The following is a 16676-nucleotide window of genomic DNA, read 5'->3' on the forward strand; positions in this document are numbered from 1 at the left end:
TCTAGATATATTATAGGTTAGACTATCTGCGTCGATAGTTCCTAACGTTTGTTTAGTTTTGTATCAGTTACAGAAATCATTTCATCGCGTACTTCTTTAACTGGAATTTCGGTAATAACCGCTCCCAAGAAACCGCGAATAACCAAACGTTCTGCAGTGTCTTGATCAAGTCCACGACTCATGAGGTAATACATATCCTCTGGATCCACCTGACCGATTGAAGCAGCATGCCCTGCCGTAACTTCGTTTTCGTCAATCAAAAGGATTGGGTTCGCATCTGAACGTGCCTTGTCAGAAAGCATTAGAACACGGCTTTCTTGTTGTGCATCAGCACCCTTAGCACCTTTGACAATGTGACCAATACCATTGAAAGTCAAGGTACCACGTTCCAAAATAACACCATGTTGTAGGATATGTCCCACGGAGTTGTTACCATAGTTAGTTACACGAGTATCAATTCCTTGAACCTGACGCCCTGATGAAAGACCAATAACTTTAAGATTGGCATGACTTCCATTACCAATCAAGTCACTATCAAAGTCAGCAATAACATTGCCCTCATTCATGATACCAAGAGCCCAGTCAATGCTGGCATCACGACCGATACGACCACGACGACTAATATAAGTTGTGACGTTTTCGCCCAAACGGTCAATAGCAGCAAACTTAACTTGTGCACCATCTTGAGCAATGACTTCAACTGAAATGTTGGCACTAGCTTTTTCAGTCGCTTCACCTAGCGTTTCAAAGCGCTCAAGGTAAGTCAATTTACTGTTTTTACCAGCCACGATCAAAACGTGTTTGTTAAATGGAACATTTGAAGTTCCATCTTGGTAAAAATAGCTTTCAACTGGCAAGTCAATTTCAACATTATCTGGTACGTAAAGGACCGCTGTACTGTTGAAATAGGCATAGTTATAAGCTGCCAATTTGTCCTCATCATAGGCTACAGCCTTACCAAAGAAGGCTTTAACGACTTCTGGGATTTCCTCAAGAGCAGTCGTCAGGTCTGTGAAGACCACACCTTGACTAATCAAGTCAGCTGGCAATTGTTCAAGTACAGTATTTGTTCCTACTTGGACCAATTTAGGGTTGTTTCCAAGCGCTGTAAAATCAGGTACATTTGCTGATGGTTCATTTTCAGTAATCGTTCCATCACCGAGATTCCAACGGTGAAATTTTACACGCTCAATTTTTGGAAGAGCCAAACTTTCAAGCTTATCAAAGGCTGCTTGACGAAGGTCTTGCAACCAAAGTGGCTCTGCTTTTGCTTGTGAAAAAGCGATAATAGATTCTTTTGACATAGGTTACTCCTTTTCTAGTTATTTCGAGTAACAGACTTACGCTTCTTCGTGGTACTCGTAACCGAGCTCTTCAGCGATTTTCGCATAACCTTCTTGCTCAAGACGAGCAGCCAATTCAGGACCACCTGAAAGAACCACTTTACCTTCCATCATCACGTGTACGACATCTGGAGTGATGTAGTTCAAGAGACGTTGGTAGTGAGTGATAATCATGGCACCAAAGCCTTCGCCACGCATAGCGTTAACCCCTTTTGAAACCACTTTAAGGGCATCGATATCAAGACCTGAGTCAATCTCATCGAGAAGAGCAAACTTAGGTTCCAACATGAGCAGTTGAAGAATTTCGTTACGTTTTTTCTCACCACCTGAGAAACCTTCGTTAAGGTAACGCTCAGCCATTTCTTCACGCATACCAAGCAATTCCATCTTTTCATCCAATTTAGTGATGAAATCAAGAACAGAAATCTTTTCGTCATCTTCTTTACCAGCGTTCATAGCCGCACGGATGAACTCAGCATTTGTGATTCCTGGGATTTCAGCTGGGTATTGCATAGCAAGGAAAAGACCTAGACGTGCACGTTCGTCAACTTCCAAGTCAAGGATACTTTCACCATCAAAAAGGATGTCCCCTTCTGTGATTTCATAGTTTGGATTACCCATGATAGCAGCTGAAAGGGTAGATTTACCAGTTCCGTTAGGACCCATGATAACAGCAATCTCACCAGTTTTAAGAGTCAAATTAAGACCCTTCAAGATTTCTTTATCTTCAACAGAAACATGAAGATTTTTGATTTCAAGTACAGACATTGTATACTCCTTTTTCATATATACAGCGAGCAGTCGCTCGCTAATTTGCATTATTTTTTTTGAAAATAGTCTTGCTATTTTCTGGAAAACAAAAATAGAACTTCCATTTTCCTTAATTAGAATCATTATAACAAAAAAGCCATTACTTGGCTTTTCAAATGTTTAATTTTTTCGCCCTTGCTTCCATTTTAACAGGGTTGCTTGGCGATAATCACTATTTCCGATAAATTTCAGGAGGTTAAAGAGAGGTGTTCGACCAACGCCCCAAATCTCAAGCCCTTCAATCAGAATTTCCATTCCCAAAAGTAAACTCAAGAGCAAGAGAATACCACCAAGACGGCTAGAAACATTTAACAAGAGGGCAATCAATGAAAAGAGGATAGCGATGGCATAGACCACTAGAACCGCTCCACGATGAGTAAAGCCCATAGCTAGGAGGCGATGGTGCAAATGCATCTTGTCAGCTTCCATAGCTGGGCGCCCTGACAACTTACGGCGGACAATAGCCACCACTGTGTCAACAATAGGTACTCCAAGGATAATAACAGGTGACAAAATAGCCACTGCTGTCGCATTTTTCAACCCTTGCAATGACAAGACACCAATCATAAAGCCAATAAAGAGCGCCCCTGTATCACCTAGATAGATAATCGCTGGATGATAATTGTAAGGGAAAAATCCCACAATGGCAGCCACCAAGACAAAGATAGTCATGGTCAAGAAAATATCAGTGTCATAGAGGAAGAAATAAGAAATCACCCCCATAGTCATAAGGGAAATGATAGAAACTCCTCCAACTAAGCCATCCAAACCATCAATCAGATTAATGGCATTGGTGATGGCCGCAATCCATAACACCGTTAAAATCAAGGTCAAGACCGGCCCAAAATGAATCATGGGACCACCAAATGGAATCTTAAAGCTATCAAATCGGAAGTCTGTAAAAGCCCAAACGATGACAGCTCCAATGACAATACCAAGCATCTTAGGTAGAGGCTTTAATTCCAAGATATCATCAATGAAGCCAGTCAGAGCTACGACAGATCCCCCCACAACAACCGGCAAGATGTACCTGACGTAGGAAACATGCCAGATATCCTTATGAATAATCATAGGCATAAAGACCAAGGTCGCTAGTACAAAGGCCAACAAAATAGCTAGACCACCAGCACTAGGCATTGGCTTTTTATTGATACGTCTTGCATTGGGATTGTCAACAGCTCCGACACGTAAGGCCAAAGAGCGTACCAAAGGGGTCGCCACAATGGCGATCAAAAAGGTCCCAATCAAAACGAATATATAGTTAATGGTCCAAGGCATGTCTTAGCTCCATTTCGTTGCTTGTAGTACCGGTAAGGCGTCCTCTTCCATCAAAATTGTTGCATGCTCTTGCAGGTAGGCACGTGTTCGGTCTGCCACATTCGCATATTCAAGAAAACGCGCATACATATTGTTCGCGTAATAATCAGGCTCATCAGCTAAGTAAAGAAGGATTGTCATATAGTAGACATCCCCAAGTTTATAAAGCTCAGAACCTTCAACAGGCACATCCTTCAGCCCTTGTGTAAAGGTCACTACTTGATCAAAGTCAGAGAAAGCCAAGACATAGTGGGTATAGTCTTCACGAATATTTTCTTCAGCCACTTCCTTGGTAGGCTCTGTCATAGCCTTATCAACTTCTTCCAAGGTCTTCTCAAGTTCTTCGAGCTTATGGTGTGCTTCGATATCCCCCTTGTCCATAAAGTTACCTTCAAGAGCCTTGAGGAACTCTTCTGGAGAAAGCCCTGAGTAGTCGTCCATATCTGACAAATCGTTGAAATCAAGGTCTTCCTTAAGATCTGATTTAGTCACAAAGACATCCACACGGTCCTTGCGTGGCGTGACACGGAAGCTCAGCATCCCGCTATTTTTAAAGTTATCAGGCAAGTCCAACTCATCCATGACAGTGTAGAAAAATTCCTCTGTTTTTTCCTGGGGAATCAAGAAATCTTTCAATTCCATACCATGTTCTTCAAGATCTTCCATGGTAATCATGATTTTTAGAGTTGTCTCGCTTATTTGTTTCATTTCCATATGTAAAAAACCTCGCACGAGTAGTTATTTCATTATACTAGAAAAGCCAAGAGATAGCAATTTCTGAGCAAGTTTGCGTCTTATTTAGGATAGGGTTTCTAAAAACTTCTCAATGCTAACAAAACCTTGTATTTCCCTATTAATACCTGTCATCTCCCCCAGAAAGTTGTATAATAAAAGTGAACCTATACGTGGAGGTGATGACCATGACTGCCTACAAAAAAGGGTGGCTACGAGCTAGCATTGCTGGGGGAATATCGAGTTTATTGACGCTCCTTCTCTACTTGTCGGGGCAACCTCATCAAGTAAACAAATCTACCTTTCTTACGGGGCTAATTGTCGCCATCATACTAGCAACTGCTCCCATTTACGACGATAACCGTTTATCGCTCAAACAGCAATCACTGCTCCACTTCTCTATCATGTGTGTTACCATCCTTCCAATCCTCTGTTTGTCCGGATGGTATCCCTTGCATAATGTCGTGGACTTCTTGAAAATCCTAGCTAGCTTCTTAACTTGTGGACTAGTCCTATGGTTGCTGGCTTATCTCATCTTTGGAAAACTTATCCACAAATGATTTCAAAACCAGATAAAAAGGACTCCAATTGAAGTCCTTTTCAGTTTACTTAAAAGTAATTATCCAAAAATAAGTTTAACAGCTCCATAGAGAAGCACAATAATACCAAGTACGATACGGTATTTTCCGAAAACTGTAAAATCATGTTTCTTAATGTAATTCATCAAGAAGCGAATCACGAACAAGCTGACAACAAAGGCTGTCACACTAGCTACCAAGAGAATAGCTACTTGTCCACCTGTCAAAGTATTTCCGTCAATGAAGTACTTAACTGCCTTAAGGCCACTGTAACCAAACATGGTTGGAATACCAAGGAAGAAAGTGAAGTCAGCAGCTACGCTACGACTAGTACCAACGATGATACCTCCAAGAATAGTAGCACCTGAACGGCTTGTCCCTGGAATGATACTCAAGACTTGGAAAAGACCAATATAGAAAGCTGTCTTGTATGACATACGTGCCAAATCCGTTACCTTAGGCTCTACACGTCGATTGCGGTCCTCAATCCAAATAAAGGCAATCCCGTAGACCACCAACATGATAGCTACTACAAAGAAATTACTGAGATGAGCCTCCATCCAGTCATCTAAAAGAAGCCCAAAGAAGGCTGAAGGAATACAGGCAATGACCACTTTAAGCCAAAGTTGCCAAGTCAACTGCACTTCACGTGCCGTCTTACCAGGTTGGAAGGGATTCAAGCGTTTAAAGTAGATGACCATAACCGCAAGAATAGCACCAAGTTGGATTACGATATTAAACATATCAATGAAATCTTTACTCTGTCTCAAATTCAAGAATTCATTAACCAAAATCAAGTGACCTGTAGATGAAATAGGTAGCCACTCTGTGATTCCTTCGACAATCCCAAGAAAGACTGCTTTTAGTAATTCAATAATAAATTGTGCCGTTTGCATAATTATCTCCGTTTTAAAATGCTAGCCCCATCACACCAAAAATGATCAGGGCTCCAAATTGTCCTTCCCATTATATCAAATTACAACTTGTATTTGAAGACAATCTTGATATAGAGATTGTTTTTCTAATCCCAACTTATTGTCATTGGTCCTAATTTCCTGTAAAATAGTAAGGTATGACATTTTTATAGGAGACATTGTTTCAATGAAAAAAATTATTGTAGCCTGCTTTGCAGCGCTCCTCCTCGTTTTTGGTGGGGTATCAAGCGCTCAAGCAGACGAGTATCTCCGTGTCGGTATGGAGGCTGCCTATGCACCTTTCAACTGGACGCAGGACGATGACTCAAACGGAGCCGTTCCAATCGAAGGTACTAAACAGTATGCCAACGGTTATGACGTGCAAATCGCTAAAAAAATTGCTCAAGCCCAAGGTAAGAAACCCTTGGTGGTCAAAACAGCTTGGACAGGTTTGATTCCTGCCCTCACTTCTGGCAAGATTGATATGATTATCGCTGGTATGAGTCCAACAGCTGAACGTCGTCAAGAAATTGACTTTTCAGATAGCTACTACCGAAGTGAGCCTGTTATGGTTGTTAGCTCTGATGGTGATTATGCCAACGCTAAGAGTCTCAAAGACTTCAAGGATGCTAAAATCACAGCTCAACAAGGGGTTTATCTCTATAATTTGATTGACCAAATCCCAGACGTCAGCAAACAAACAGCTATGGGAGACTTCGGTGCTATGCGCCAAGCCCTTGCATCTGGTATCATCGATGGTTATGTTTCAGAGCGTCCTGAAGCAAAAACTGCCGAAGAAGCTAGCTCAAAATATAAGATGATTACGCTTAAAGATGGTGGTTTCCAGGTTTCAGACGATGACGTATCCTTGGCCGTCGGTCTTCGTAAAGGAGACAGCCAGCAGATGGAACAAGTCAATAAGGTCCTTGCTGGAATCAGCCAAGAGGAACGTGTCAAACTGATGGATCACATCATTGCCATCCAACCTGCAGATAAGACTGATGAGGCTAAAAAAGGAAACTTCTTTAGTCAGATGAGCGCTATCATCGCTAAGAACTGGCCACAATTCTTACGTGGTACAGGAATTACCCTTCTTATCTCAATTATTGGTACAGTTGTGGGTACTTTCATCGGTCTTATGATTGGTGTTTACCGCACAGCTCCTAAAGCTGCTAATAAATTTGTAGCCTTGCTCCAAAAACTCTTCGGTTGGGTTCTTAATGTCTATATCGAAGTTTTCCGTGGTACGCCAATGATTGTACAATCTATGGTTATCTACTACGGTACTGCCCAGGCCTTTGGTATCAACATTGACCGTACCCTAGCAGCTGTCTTCATCGTTTCTATCAACACCGGAGCCTACATGAGTGAAATCGTTCGTGGTGGTATCTTCGCTGTAGATAAAGGACAATTTGAAGCTGCAACTGCTCTTGGATTTACCCATGGTCAAACCATGCGTAAGATTGTTCTTCCACAGGTTATCCGTAACATCTTGCCAGCTACTGGTAATGAGTTCGTTATCAATATCAAGGATACCTCTGTTTTGAACGTTATCTCTGTTGTGGAACTTTACTTCGCAGGTAACACTGTTGCAAGTCAAACATATCAATACTTCCAAACATTCTTTGTTATCGCAGCAATCTACTTTGTCCTCACCTTCACAGTGACACGCATCTTGCGTTATGTAGAACGCCGTTTGGATCAAGATACTTACACACAAGGAGGGGTTCACTAATGACTGAAACGATTTTAGAAATTAAAAACCTCAAAAAATCATACGGAAAAAACGAAGTCCTCAAAGATATCTCCCTCAGCGTCAAGAAAGGTGAAGTTATCTCAATTATTGGTTCTTCAGGTTCAGGGAAATCAACCTTCCTTCGCTCTATTAACCTACTCGAGTCACCTTCAGGTGGTGAAATCCTCTATCATGGAGACAATGTCCTTGAAAAAGGTTACGACCTCACTACCTATCGTGAAAGACTCGGTATGGTTTTCCAATCTTTCAACCTCTTTGAAAACCTTAATGTTTTGGAAAATGCTATCGTAGCTCAAACAACCGTTCTCAAACGTGACCGTAAAGAAGCTGAGAGTATCGCCAAAGCTAACTTGGAGAAAGTTGGTATGGGGGAACAATACTGGAAAGCTAAACCAAAACAACTCTCAGGGGGACAAAAACAACGTGTGGCCATTGCCCGTGCCCTCTCTGTTGATCCAGAAGCCATCCTCTTTGACGAGCCAACTTCAGCCCTTGACCCAGAAATGGTAGGGGAAGTACTCAAGACTATGCAGGAGCTATCTGAAACTGGTTTGACCATGATTATCGTTACCCATGAAATGGAGTTCGCACGTGATGTTTCAGACCGTGTCATCTTCATGGATAAAGGAGTAATCGCTGAACAAGGTAGCCCAGAACAAATCTTTGAAAATCCTAAAGAAGAACGTACCAAGGAATTCCTCAAACGTTTCTTGGGTTAAAAACGAAAAAGTTAAGGTTTCGACCTTAACTTTTTTTAGATTCTCAAATATATAAAAAAACGGCATCTGCCGTTTTTTTGTCTATGATTAGTTACGACGTGTACGTCTGTCAACAAAACCAAGGAAGGCCAATAGTGTCATAAAGAGACCTACAAGACTGAATCCTACTGCAGTTGACTCACCTGTTTCTGGCAAGCTGTCTGTTTCTTGTACAGGAGCTTGTTTCTCTGCTTTTGCTTGACCATAATTTACAGGAATTTGAGCCACCGTTTGAGCTGCTTTTTCTTGTGTTGTGAAAGCAACAACTTTACCATCTACATCGTAAACAGGTACTGGTGTAAGACCTTTAGAGATGATGTTAGCATACTCTTTAGCCAATTGTGTTTGAAGCTCTTTGTCTGCCTTAGCTTTCATATAGTTATCGAAAGCTGTTTGAACAGTCGTGTATTCGCTCGTTAATTTATCACGTTTAGCAGACAATTCAACCAGTTTCGCACGTTCAGTTGAAAGAGCACCTTTCGCCGCAGTAAATTTAGCAAAGGCCGTTGCACGTTCTGCCTTAGCCTTAGCTAGGTTAGCTGAAGCATTTGTAAGAGCTGCTACACGGTTCTTAGCAGAAGCCAAAGCTTGGTTAGCTTGTGTCAATGCTACTTGTTTCTTAGCAGTATCTTGCTTAGCAGCGTTGTATGCATTTGTCAAACGTTGCAAGGTCGCAGAACTTGTCGCAAGTTTATCTTTAGCTGTTTGAAGCTCTGCTTGTTTTTCATCAAGAGTTGCTTGAGCTTTGCTAAGGGCTGCTGCTTTTTCTTGTGCATTAGCATTAAGATTTTCAACTGCAGCATTAGCTTTTTCCAATTCTGATTTAGCAGTTGCAAGGGCTGCTTGTTTTTCAGAAAGGTTATTCTGAGCAGCTGCCAACTTGCTTGCAGTCGCTTTAAGAGCTGCAAGTTCTGATTGAGTATTCTTAAGTTTAAGAGTTGCTGACTCAGAAGCAGATTTCTTGCTAGCCAAATCACTTTGAGCTTGATCGTTAGCTTGTTTAGCAGCTTCATAAGCGGCTTTTGCAGCTGCTAGGTTTGCATTTGGAGATGGTTGAGATGAGTTACCTACATATGGGTTAGCAATCTTAGTTGTGTCAAAGCTACTATCAGAAGCGATAGAATTTTTATTGACATTGTTTACATGAACGTTAAAGGCACCGGCAACAACACTGATGTCTGTACCAATGTAGGCCTCACCACCATCTGCTGTAAGTCCAGAAATAGAACGAGCATGGTTCCACTCTTTACCATTAAACATGAAGTCAAGCATAGCTTCGTAGACATATTTCTTAATGTCGTTAAGTGTAAATGGTCCTGTCAACCCTTGCCATGTATTAAGGTTTTCACCAATACTTACACTATTAAATGACTTACCAGCACGGTCAAGGGCCGCACTATCATGTCGTTTATGGGTAATAGCTTCCCAACCCCAGTTATCTGCTACATAACCATCTGAAACACGATCAGCTGCAAGAACACTACCTTTTGAAACAGATGTTTGAGTTGTACCAAAGGCTGTACGAATTTGGTTAATCAAACTTGAAGCATACAATGACAAATCTGTAATTTGAGCTTCACTAAGATTATTCAAATCACTAATTTTAACATTTTTATCTGCTTCATTGTCTTGATAACTATTGTTACCACGATCACGTTTATTGACGTTCTTCAAGACTTGTTCAGCTTGAGCTATTTCTGCTGCTGTCGCTGTTTTAGACTCATGAATCTTAAGGGCATTAACATACTCTTGTGATACTGAGAATTTTTGACGAACATTAGCTGTTGAAGTTGTTGAAGATTCTGCTTTTTTCTTAGCTGCTTCAGCGGCTGCAAGAGCAGCTGCCTTTTCATTAGCTACTGTTTGAGCAGTCTCATAGGCTGCTTTAGCTTGGTTTGCTGCATTTTGGTCTACAGTCAATTGACCTTCTTTAGCTGAAATAGCAGTAGCTTTTTCTTTATCAGCTGCCTGAGCGGCTGCCAATTCTTCTTGAGCTTTTTTCTCAGCTACTGTTGCAGCGTCAAAAACTGATTGTGCTTTAGCTTGGTTAGAAGCTGCCTCAGAAGCGCTAGAACCATTAAGAGCTGCTTTAGCAGCATCTACTGATTTTTGAGCATTAGCAACTTCACTAGCTTTAGCATTGACATTAGCTTGATCTGTATTAACGACAGATTGCTGTTTGTCTGCTGCATCTTTGGCAGTTTTTTCTGCTGATTGAGCTGTTTCGACTGCTGACTTAGCTTCCTTAGCCGCATTTTCTGCAGTAGTTACTTGACCTTGAGCGGCAGCAATAGTTTCTGGGCTTGCTTCATCGGCTGCTGTTTGTGCCTTTTGCAAGTTAGCATCTGCTGTCGCTAGATTTGCTTGAGCCTGGTTGGCAACTGCTTCATGATTAGCAACTACTGACTCTTGTTGCGATACTGCTTGATTTGCAGCGCTGGCTTGTTCTCTAGCCGCTTCAACTTGGGCTTGAGTTGGGACAGCTTGTGTAGCTGTCGATGATACTGATGCTGTTGTTGAGGCTTGATCGTTTGTCGTTACCTCATCAGCTTTAGCAACTGTAGCAGAAACTGCAAGTGCTGCAATTCCAGCTGTCGCCAAAACCTTTTTATTCATAAGACGAACTCCTTTTTATGTTAAAAATTCACTACTATATAATAACATTTTAATAATCCTGAAACAAGATGCTGACTCCTAATTTTTTAAATTTAATTATTTTATAAGCTTTCATAGCCTGTTTACAAAAACCATTAAATTGTTAGTCAAAAGTAGAGTTGCTGTTTCAAAGTCCTTTTTTAGTCTTTGATTCTGCCTTATCTTTCCATTCTATCAAAACTTCGTTACAGTTTCTTAACTTTCTTTAAACGTTTTTTTGATATAATGTGTACTCATCATATGCAAATGGAGGAGCAAAGTGGCAAAAACATTAAAAACATTGAGTAATATCTTACTAGGAAGCCTATCACTGTGCTTGTCTTATTGGTTTTATAGGGGTCATCTCGAACAGTACGTTCATTACATCGCCCATTATGGCTCCTACTTCCAAGTCTTACTCAACCTAGTCATCATAGTCCTACTTAGTTACTTTGTCTATGCTTTTTTGAAACTCCTTCTTACCAGACAGCTGAAAAAACAGACACTGCTCCTACTCTACTTCATTTACTTTCTTGCTCTCTTCTACCTACTTTTCTTGAAAAACATTGGTACCCAAGGTCTCTCACTTAATCCCCTTTCCTTCGCTCGGGAATTATACTGGGGAAGCCACTTCGTTCCCACCATGAACCTATTAATGTTCATTCCTCTGGGACTCCTCTTTTCTTCACGATTGAGTAATCTCCTACTTTGTCTCCTGACCCTTTTCACCGTCGAATCCATTCAGTATTTTGGACATTTGGGAGTCTTTGATTTAGGAGATATCGCCTTAAATATGCTAGGTATCCTTGTCGGAACCGCTATCCATCAACTCCCTCAATTTCAAACAGTTATCAAAAAGATTTTAAGATAGAGAAGCCTCCAGAATTAAATCTGGAGGTCTTTTACTGGCTCTATAGATCAATCATCATAAGGAATTCTTAGATGAATACCGCAAGACTGCCCTCTGAATCTAGAGAGCTGTTTTGAACTCGAGCTAAAATCCTAGTGAAAAAGAAAAACTGACCCATTATAGAGCAGTTCCATTTTCGTGTATTCAATTGAACAAGGCCTAAGCACTTGGCAAAAAAGATAAAATCTCCTAGAAGCTAAAATTTCTTCGTCAATTTTCCTATTTTTGCTTTGTACTTTTGACGGCCTTTGTATCTTGGGGATTGAACATAAACCAAAAAAATAACAGCCCTCTAAATCTAGAGAGCTGTTCTGAACTCGGGCTAAAATCCTAGTGAAAAAGAAAAACTGACCCATCATAGAGCAGTTCTATTTTCGTGTATTCAATTGAACAAGGCCTAAGCACTTGTATCTTGAATTAACGACGAAGTCCAAGTGAGCTGATCAACTCACGGTAACGGTTAACGTCTGTACGGCGAAGGTATGCCAACAAGTTACGACGGTGACCAATTTTTTTCATCAAACCACGGTAAGTAGCGTGGTCTTTTTTGTGTTGTTTAATGTGGTCGTTAAGGTGGTTGATTTCCCAAGTAAGGACAGCAACTTGAACCTCTACTGAACCAGTGTCACCTTCGTGACGTGCGTATTGAGCAATGATTTCATTTTTTTTCTCTTTTGAGATTGCCATGTTTTTTCTCCTTTTTTTGCTCCATCCGAGTCTTAGGATTGGCTCTCCTAAAACCAAGAAAGAGTTGGTTTGTCTTTACGACCTCTCTATTTTAGCTTATCTACTAATCTTTGTCAATCACAAGATTCGCTGTTTAGATTTCTACATCTTAGACTTTTTTTGTCATTCTTGATTTCATCAAAAACCCAAGGAAAAGTAGGAAACTTACTATAGCATAGGCTAGGAAAATCCAACTAAAACTTGGAGATACAAGTGCCAATAATTTCAAAACATAAGGAGAGAGGGCAGACCCTAGGTTACACCCCAAGAGGACATAGGCTGTCGCTTTGTTCAACAGATTTCTAGCAATACGCTCAGAAAGTCGGTTAAAGATAATTGTCAAAACAGTACTATAGAAGAAACCAACACCAACTGAGGATAAAATCAAAATCGGTAAGTTACTAGCCACTGACATCCCAAAGAGACAAACCGCCAATAAAAACATCACTATATGCAAAAGATGATTCTTAAAATATCCTATAAGAGAAGCGAAACTTAGTCCAGCTACAATTCCAATTCCCTGCTCTAAACTAAGTACTAAAGCTGATTGCCCACTCGCAATGGTCTTACCAGCAACCTGAAATAGAGGCACGCGCAAACTAATCGAAGAATTAATACAGATGACAAATCCTGCTAAAAGGGCCATGCTAAGGATCATACTAAGGTCTTTTTTGTTTAGACCTTGTTTACTTTTTGTAATCTGCTTCCTCTCCACCTGATCCATCGTTGGCACAAAAAGGAGGTACATGGTCAGAATCACAAAACCAAGACCATAAATAAGAAAGGCAAAGGTCCAATGGATTTTCAATAGTTGACCAACCAAAAGAGAACACGAAGCTCCACCAATCAACTCCATGGAGCCACGAATACCTAACATCTGAACCCGTTCTTTACCTTGAAAACGTTGACTGATGATGGCAATCGCCTTAGCATTGATAAGGCCAATCCCCATCCCAAAAGCAATACGTGACAGTAAGACAAGAGGATAGGCTTGTACAAAAAAAGGAAAAATCCCAGCACTACTAAGTAAAAGCAATCCAGTCACAATTAGCTGTCTATCACTTAACCTTTTGTCAATAAATGAATTAAGTAAGAGCATCGCTACTACGGAAAATGAAGGGACAGATACTAAAAGCTCCACTTGCGCGGCAGAAAAGGTTGGGCTATAGTAGTCCAACATAGGTGGTAGCGCTGTTGAAATCGAAAAGGCCGAAATCAAGAGCAAGGATAGCCCAAGTAGGCTCATTTTTTCTAAAATTCGTGTCATAATATAGGGATTAGAACATCCTTTCCTTACTTGTCTGATAGTTATTTTTTCATTATAATCTAAGGAGACTTTAAAAAATAGGACCTAGGTCCTAAAAAAGGAGATGTATGCGTAATCATGCCATAAGACCTCAACTTGATCAGGTCTTTCCACCCCCCTACCTCTACCAATTACAGAAAGTCACCTTTCAAAAGAATGATTATATTTGTACCCAAGGAAAAGCTATCACAGAGCTAACCTACATTTTGTCAGGAAAGGTAAAAATTGTGCGTTCTCTCTTCAATGGTAAAGAACATATCCTAGAAATGCTTAACCAACCACAAATATTTGGAGATGTAGAACTCATGACCAATCAACCAGCAGGGTCATCAGTCATTGCTTTAGAAGAGGTTCAAGCAGTTCAGCTCCCTTTAAATAATAAAGAAGAGCTCCTCAAAGATCCCGTTTTTCTCTATCAAATTGGGCATAACCTAGCCATGGCACTGCATAAACAGGGTATTACTGCCTCAACAAATGCAAGCTACTCTGTCAAAGAGCGTCTGGCTACTCATATGTTGAGTATTGAGGAAGAAGGTGTTTTTCAACTATCACCATCTATCCTAGCTGCCAGTTTTGGGACTAGCTATCGCCATGTGCAACGAGTCATCAAACAATTTATCGATCAAGGAATTATTGAAAAAGAAGCTTTTAAGACCTATCGTATTTTGCAACGACAAACCTTGGAAAAACTGGCTTTTATCGATTAGAAAAAGCCTCACTTTAACCCTTGATGGTTTAATTTTCAACCCTTTTGTGCTATAGTTATAAACAAGTAAATCAAAGAAAATAGAGGTAAACAAATGGACGCTCAAACCAAAATTATCCGCGCCAGCCATATGATTGATATGAATGATATCATTCGCGAAGGAAACCCAACCTTGCGTGCTGTCGCTGAAGATGTAACCTTCCCACTATCAGACGAAGACATTATCCTAGGTGAAAAAATGATGCAGTTTCTTCGTAATTCACAAGATCCTGTTATTGCTGAAAAAATGGGGCTTCGTGGGGGAGTCGGTCTTGCAGCCCCACAATTGGATATTTCAAAACGCATTATCGCGGTTCTCGTTCCAAACCCTGAAGACGCTGAAGGTAATCCACCAAAAGAAGCATATAGCCTTCAAGAAATCATGTACAACCCTAAAGTAGTTGCCCATTCTGTTCAGGATGCTGCTTTGGGTGATGGAGAAGGATGCCTCTCAGTCGACCGCGACGTTCCTGGTTATGTGGTTCGTCATGCTCGAGTAACTGTTGAATACTACAACAAAGAGGGCGAAAAGCAACGTGTTAAGCTCCGTGGGTACAACTCAATTGTTGTTCAACATGAAATCGACCATACTAACGGTATCATGTTCTACGACCGCATCAATAAAGACAATCCATTCGCCATTAAAGATGGACTCTTGATTATCGAATAAAGAAAGCCTCAGTATTGCTACTGAGGTTTTAAGTTGAAGATAAGGCCTTAGTGCCTCCGTATAGCTGAGTTAAAGTAGAAAAGAACCGACTTTGTCAGTTCTTTTTTCATTATGTAAACCTGTCCTCAGACAAGCATATTGTAAAGTGTTTCGTTACCGTGAAGGTTGATATAACTTGGGTCAAAGGCTGAAAGACGCTCGAGAAGTCCATCATAATCGTTCTTGTCACTAAGAGCGATACCAATGAGAACTGGACCTTTTCCTTTATTAGCACGTTTGATGTACTCAAAACGAGTGATATCATCATTTGGTCCCAAGATATCATTTACAAATTCACGAAGGGCACCAGGACGTTGTGGGAAGTTAACCACAAAGTAATGCTTGATGCCATCGTAGATAAGCGCACGTTCTTCCATCTCTGGCATACGGTTAATATCATTGTTACCACCTGAAATGATGCAGACGATGGTTTTTCCTTTAATCTCATCTTTAATCACTTCCAAAGCTGCTACTGATGCTGCACCTGCGGGTTCTGCAATGGTACCAACCTTAGAGTACATATCAATTAGGGTTTCTGAAATCAAGCCTTCATCAACTCCCAAGAGACGGTCAACATATTTACGTGCAACTTCATAGGTCTTGACACCTACCTTTTGAACAGCAATCCCATCCGCAAACTTATCAATTTCTTCGAGTTTTACAGGATAACCACGGTCAAAGGCAGCACGCATACTACGAGCACCACTAGCCTCAACACCAATAACTTCCATAGATGGTGCCACATCCTTGATATAAGTAGCCACACCTGAGATAAGGCCTCCACCACCTACTGGAACCAAGATACTATCGAAGGAAACACCCTCCTCTTGAGCCTGCTCATAAATTTCATAAGCAACTGTTCCTTGACCCGCTTGGACATTATAATCGTCAAATGGATCAATGAAAGTCATGCCTTCAGACTTGGTATATTCCTGTGCTGCTTGAGCAGAGGCATCAAAGGTATCTCCCACCAATTTGATTGTTACAAACTTGCCACCAAAGAAACGGACTTGACCAATTTTTTGGAGAGGCGTTGTTACTGGCATAAAGATGGTTGCCGGAATTCTCATCTCGTTACAAGTGTAGGCAACCCCTTGAGCATGGTTTCCGGCTGATGCACAAACCACACCACGCGCCTTATCCTCATCACTCAATTGATGAATAGCATAGTAGGCTCCTCGCAATTTGAAAGAGCGTACCTTTTGCATATTTTCTTTTTTAATATAAATAGTCGCCCCGTATTTTTCAGATAAGTAGCGATCAAAATCTAGTGGTGTGCGTTCCACCACGTTTTTTAAGACTTCATTAGCCTTTACGATATCATTTGCAGTAATCATTGGCTCTCCTTTGACACAATATTCAAACTATTTCTATTGTATCACAATTTTCAGAAAAAATAGCAGCCAGTATAAAGAAAACTCCTTGTTTACACAAAGAG

15 protein-coding genes are annotated in these 16676 nt (G+C 40.8%); 6 read left to right on the top strand and 9 right to left on the bottom strand.

What is annotated here, in order from left to right; translation table 11 throughout:
• Positions 1-41: 41 nt before the first annotated feature.
• The 4 genes from sufD to mecA all read right to left on the bottom strand — a co-directional run bounded on the left by sufD (position 42) and on the right by mecA (position 4184).
• Entirely contained in the window at positions 42-1304 is a 1263-nt protein-coding gene (gene sufD / locus LG375_RS06060; RefSeq protein WP_037598910.1) for a Fe-S cluster assembly protein SufD, read from the bottom strand.
• Positions 1305-1340: 36 nt separating this feature from the next.
• Entirely contained in the window at positions 1341-2111 is a 771-nt protein-coding gene (gene sufC / locus LG375_RS06065; protein WP_225745490.1) for a Fe-S cluster assembly ATPase SufC, read from the bottom strand.
• A 162-nt stretch (positions 2112-2273) separates the two neighbouring features.
• Positions 2274-3431 (bottom strand): glycosyltransferase family 4 protein, encoded by a 1158-nt coding sequence (locus LG375_RS06070; RefSeq protein ID WP_002889771.1) that lies wholly within the window; start codon positions 3429-3431, stop codon positions 2274-2276.
• Positions 3432-3434: 3 nt separating this feature from the next.
• Entirely contained in the window at positions 3435-4184 is a 750-nt protein-coding gene (gene mecA / locus LG375_RS06075) for an adaptor protein MecA (RefSeq protein ID WP_021143484.1), read from the bottom strand.
• Positions 4185-4390: 206 nt separating this feature from the next.
• Between mecA and LG375_RS06080 the strand changes: the two genes are divergently transcribed.
• Complete coding sequence (locus LG375_RS06080) at positions 4391-4762, top strand: DUF3021 family protein (RefSeq protein WP_225745491.1); 372 nt, start codon at positions 4391-4393, stop codon at positions 4760-4762.
• A gap of 59 nt (positions 4763-4821) precedes the next feature.
• Here the strand turns inward: LG375_RS06080 and LG375_RS06085 are convergent, their stop codons facing one another.
• Positions 4822-5676: an undecaprenyl-diphosphate phosphatase gene (locus tag LG375_RS06085; protein WP_002883622.1), complete on the bottom strand. Its 855-nt coding sequence runs from the start codon at positions 5674-5676 to the stop codon at positions 4822-4824.
• A 205-nt stretch (positions 5677-5881) separates the two neighbouring features.
• Between LG375_RS06085 and LG375_RS06090 the strand changes: the two genes are divergently transcribed.
• Both LG375_RS06090 and LG375_RS06095 read left to right on the top strand, forming a co-directional pair.
• Complete coding sequence (locus LG375_RS06090) at positions 5882-7429, top strand: ABC transporter substrate-binding protein/permease (RefSeq protein ID WP_037597348.1); 1548 nt, start codon at positions 5882-5884, stop codon at positions 7427-7429.
• On the top strand, positions 7429-8169 hold the full coding sequence (locus LG375_RS06095) for an amino acid ABC transporter ATP-binding protein (protein WP_002886432.1): 741 nt from the start codon (positions 7429-7431) through the stop codon (positions 8167-8169). Before LG375_RS06090 ends, LG375_RS06095 begins: the two co-directional genes overlap by 1 nt.
• 87 nt (positions 8170-8256) lie before the next feature.
• On the opposite strand, the gene LG375_RS06100 is transcribed toward LG375_RS06095, so the two are convergent.
• Positions 8257-10824 (bottom strand): SEC10/PgrA surface exclusion domain-containing protein, encoded by a 2568-nt coding sequence (locus tag LG375_RS06100; RefSeq protein ID WP_225745492.1) that lies wholly within the window; start codon positions 10822-10824, stop codon positions 8257-8259.
• 298 nt (positions 10825-11122) lie between these two features.
• Here LG375_RS06100 and LG375_RS06105 point away from each other — a divergent pair, with 298 nt between their 5' ends.
• A complete protein-coding gene (locus tag LG375_RS06105) occupies positions 11123-11713 on the top strand; it encodes a VanZ family protein (RefSeq protein WP_198463521.1) in 591 nt (196 codons plus the stop codon).
• A 456-nt stretch (positions 11714-12169) separates the two neighbouring features.
• Here LG375_RS06105 and rpsO read toward each other — a convergent pair whose 3' ends face one another.
• Both rpsO and LG375_RS06115 read right to left on the bottom strand, forming a co-directional pair.
• Positions 12170-12439 (bottom strand): 30S ribosomal protein S15, encoded by a 270-nt coding sequence (gene rpsO / locus LG375_RS06110; RefSeq protein ID WP_008535715.1) that lies wholly within the window; start codon positions 12437-12439, stop codon positions 12170-12172.
• Positions 12440-12587: 148 nt separating this feature from the next.
• Positions 12588-13745, bottom strand: coding sequence for an MFS transporter (locus tag LG375_RS06115; RefSeq protein ID WP_225745493.1), 1158 nt, complete (start codon positions 13743-13745; stop codon positions 12588-12590).
• 107 nt (positions 13746-13852) lie between these two features.
• On the opposite strand from LG375_RS06115, the gene LG375_RS06120 reads away from it, so the two are divergent.
• The gene (locus tag LG375_RS06120; protein ID WP_198463523.1) at positions 13853-14491 is read left to right on the top strand and encodes a Crp/Fnr family transcriptional regulator; all 639 of its coding nucleotides are present in this window, start codon (positions 13853-13855) and stop codon (positions 14489-14491) included.
• 93 nt (positions 14492-14584) lie between these two features.
• Positions 14585-15199 carry a peptide deformylase gene (gene def, locus LG375_RS06125; RefSeq protein WP_003095026.1) on the top strand — a complete coding sequence of 205 codons (615 nt, stop codon included), beginning with the start codon at positions 14585-14587 and terminating at the stop codon, positions 15197-15199.
• 125 nt (positions 15200-15324) lie between these two features.
• On the opposite strand, the gene ilvA is transcribed toward def, so the two are convergent.
• Complete coding sequence (gene ilvA / locus LG375_RS06130; protein WP_045769201.1) at positions 15325-16575, bottom strand: threonine ammonia-lyase IlvA; 1251 nt, start codon at positions 16573-16575, stop codon at positions 15325-15327.
• Between the last annotated feature and the right edge of the window lie 101 nt (positions 16576-16676).

The sequence above is a fragment of the Streptococcus sp. Marseille-Q3604 genome (assembly GCF_916619785.1).
In the GTDB taxonomy this organism is placed as follows: Bacteria; Bacillota; Bacilli; order Lactobacillales; family Streptococcaceae; genus Streptococcus.

Bases quoted from the DNA above. Each gene is read 5' to 3' on its own strand.
- sufD (WP_037598910.1), bottom strand. From the start codon at position 1,304: ATGTCAAAAGAATCTATTATCGCTTTTTCACAAGCAAAAGCAGAGCCA.
- sufC (WP_225745490.1), bottom strand. From the start codon at position 2,111: ATGTCTGTACTTGAAATCAAAAATCTTCATGTTTCTGTTGAAGATAAA.
- LG375_RS06070 (WP_002889771.1), bottom strand. From the start codon at position 3,431: ATGCCTTGGACCATTAACTATATATTCGTTTTGATTGGGACCTTTTTG.
- mecA (WP_021143484.1), bottom strand. From the start codon at position 4,184: ATGGAAATGAAACAAATAAGCGAGACAACTCTAAAAATCATGATTACC.
- LG375_RS06080 (WP_225745491.1), top strand. From the start codon at position 4,391: ATGACTGCCTACAAAAAAGGGTGGCTACGAGCTAGCATTGCTGGGGGA.
- LG375_RS06085 (WP_002883622.1), bottom strand. From the start codon at position 5,676: ATGCAAACGGCACAATTTATTATTGAATTACTAAAAGCAGTCTTTCTT.
- LG375_RS06090 (WP_037597348.1), top strand. From the start codon at position 5,882: ATGAAAAAAATTATTGTAGCCTGCTTTGCAGCGCTCCTCCTCGTTTTT.
- LG375_RS06095 (WP_002886432.1), top strand. From the start codon at position 7,429: ATGACTGAAACGATTTTAGAAATTAAAAACCTCAAAAAATCATACGGA.
- LG375_RS06100 (WP_225745492.1), bottom strand. From the start codon at position 10,824: ATGAATAAAAAGGTTTTGGCGACAGCTGGAATTGCAGCACTTGCAGTT.
- rpsO (WP_008535715.1), bottom strand. From the start codon at position 12,439: ATGGCAATCTCAAAAGAGAAAAAAAATGAAATCATTGCTCAATACGCA.
- LG375_RS06115 (WP_225745493.1), bottom strand. From the start codon at position 13,745: ATGACACGAATTTTAGAAAAAATGAGCCTACTTGGGCTATCCTTGCTC.
- LG375_RS06120 (WP_198463523.1), top strand. From the start codon at position 13,853: ATGCGTAATCATGCCATAAGACCTCAACTTGATCAGGTCTTTCCACCC.
- def (WP_003095026.1), top strand. From the start codon at position 14,585: ATGGACGCTCAAACCAAAATTATCCGCGCCAGCCATATGATTGATATG.
- ilvA (WP_045769201.1), bottom strand. From the start codon at position 16,575: ATGATTACTGCAAATGATATCGTAAAGGCTAATGAAGTCTTAAAAAAC.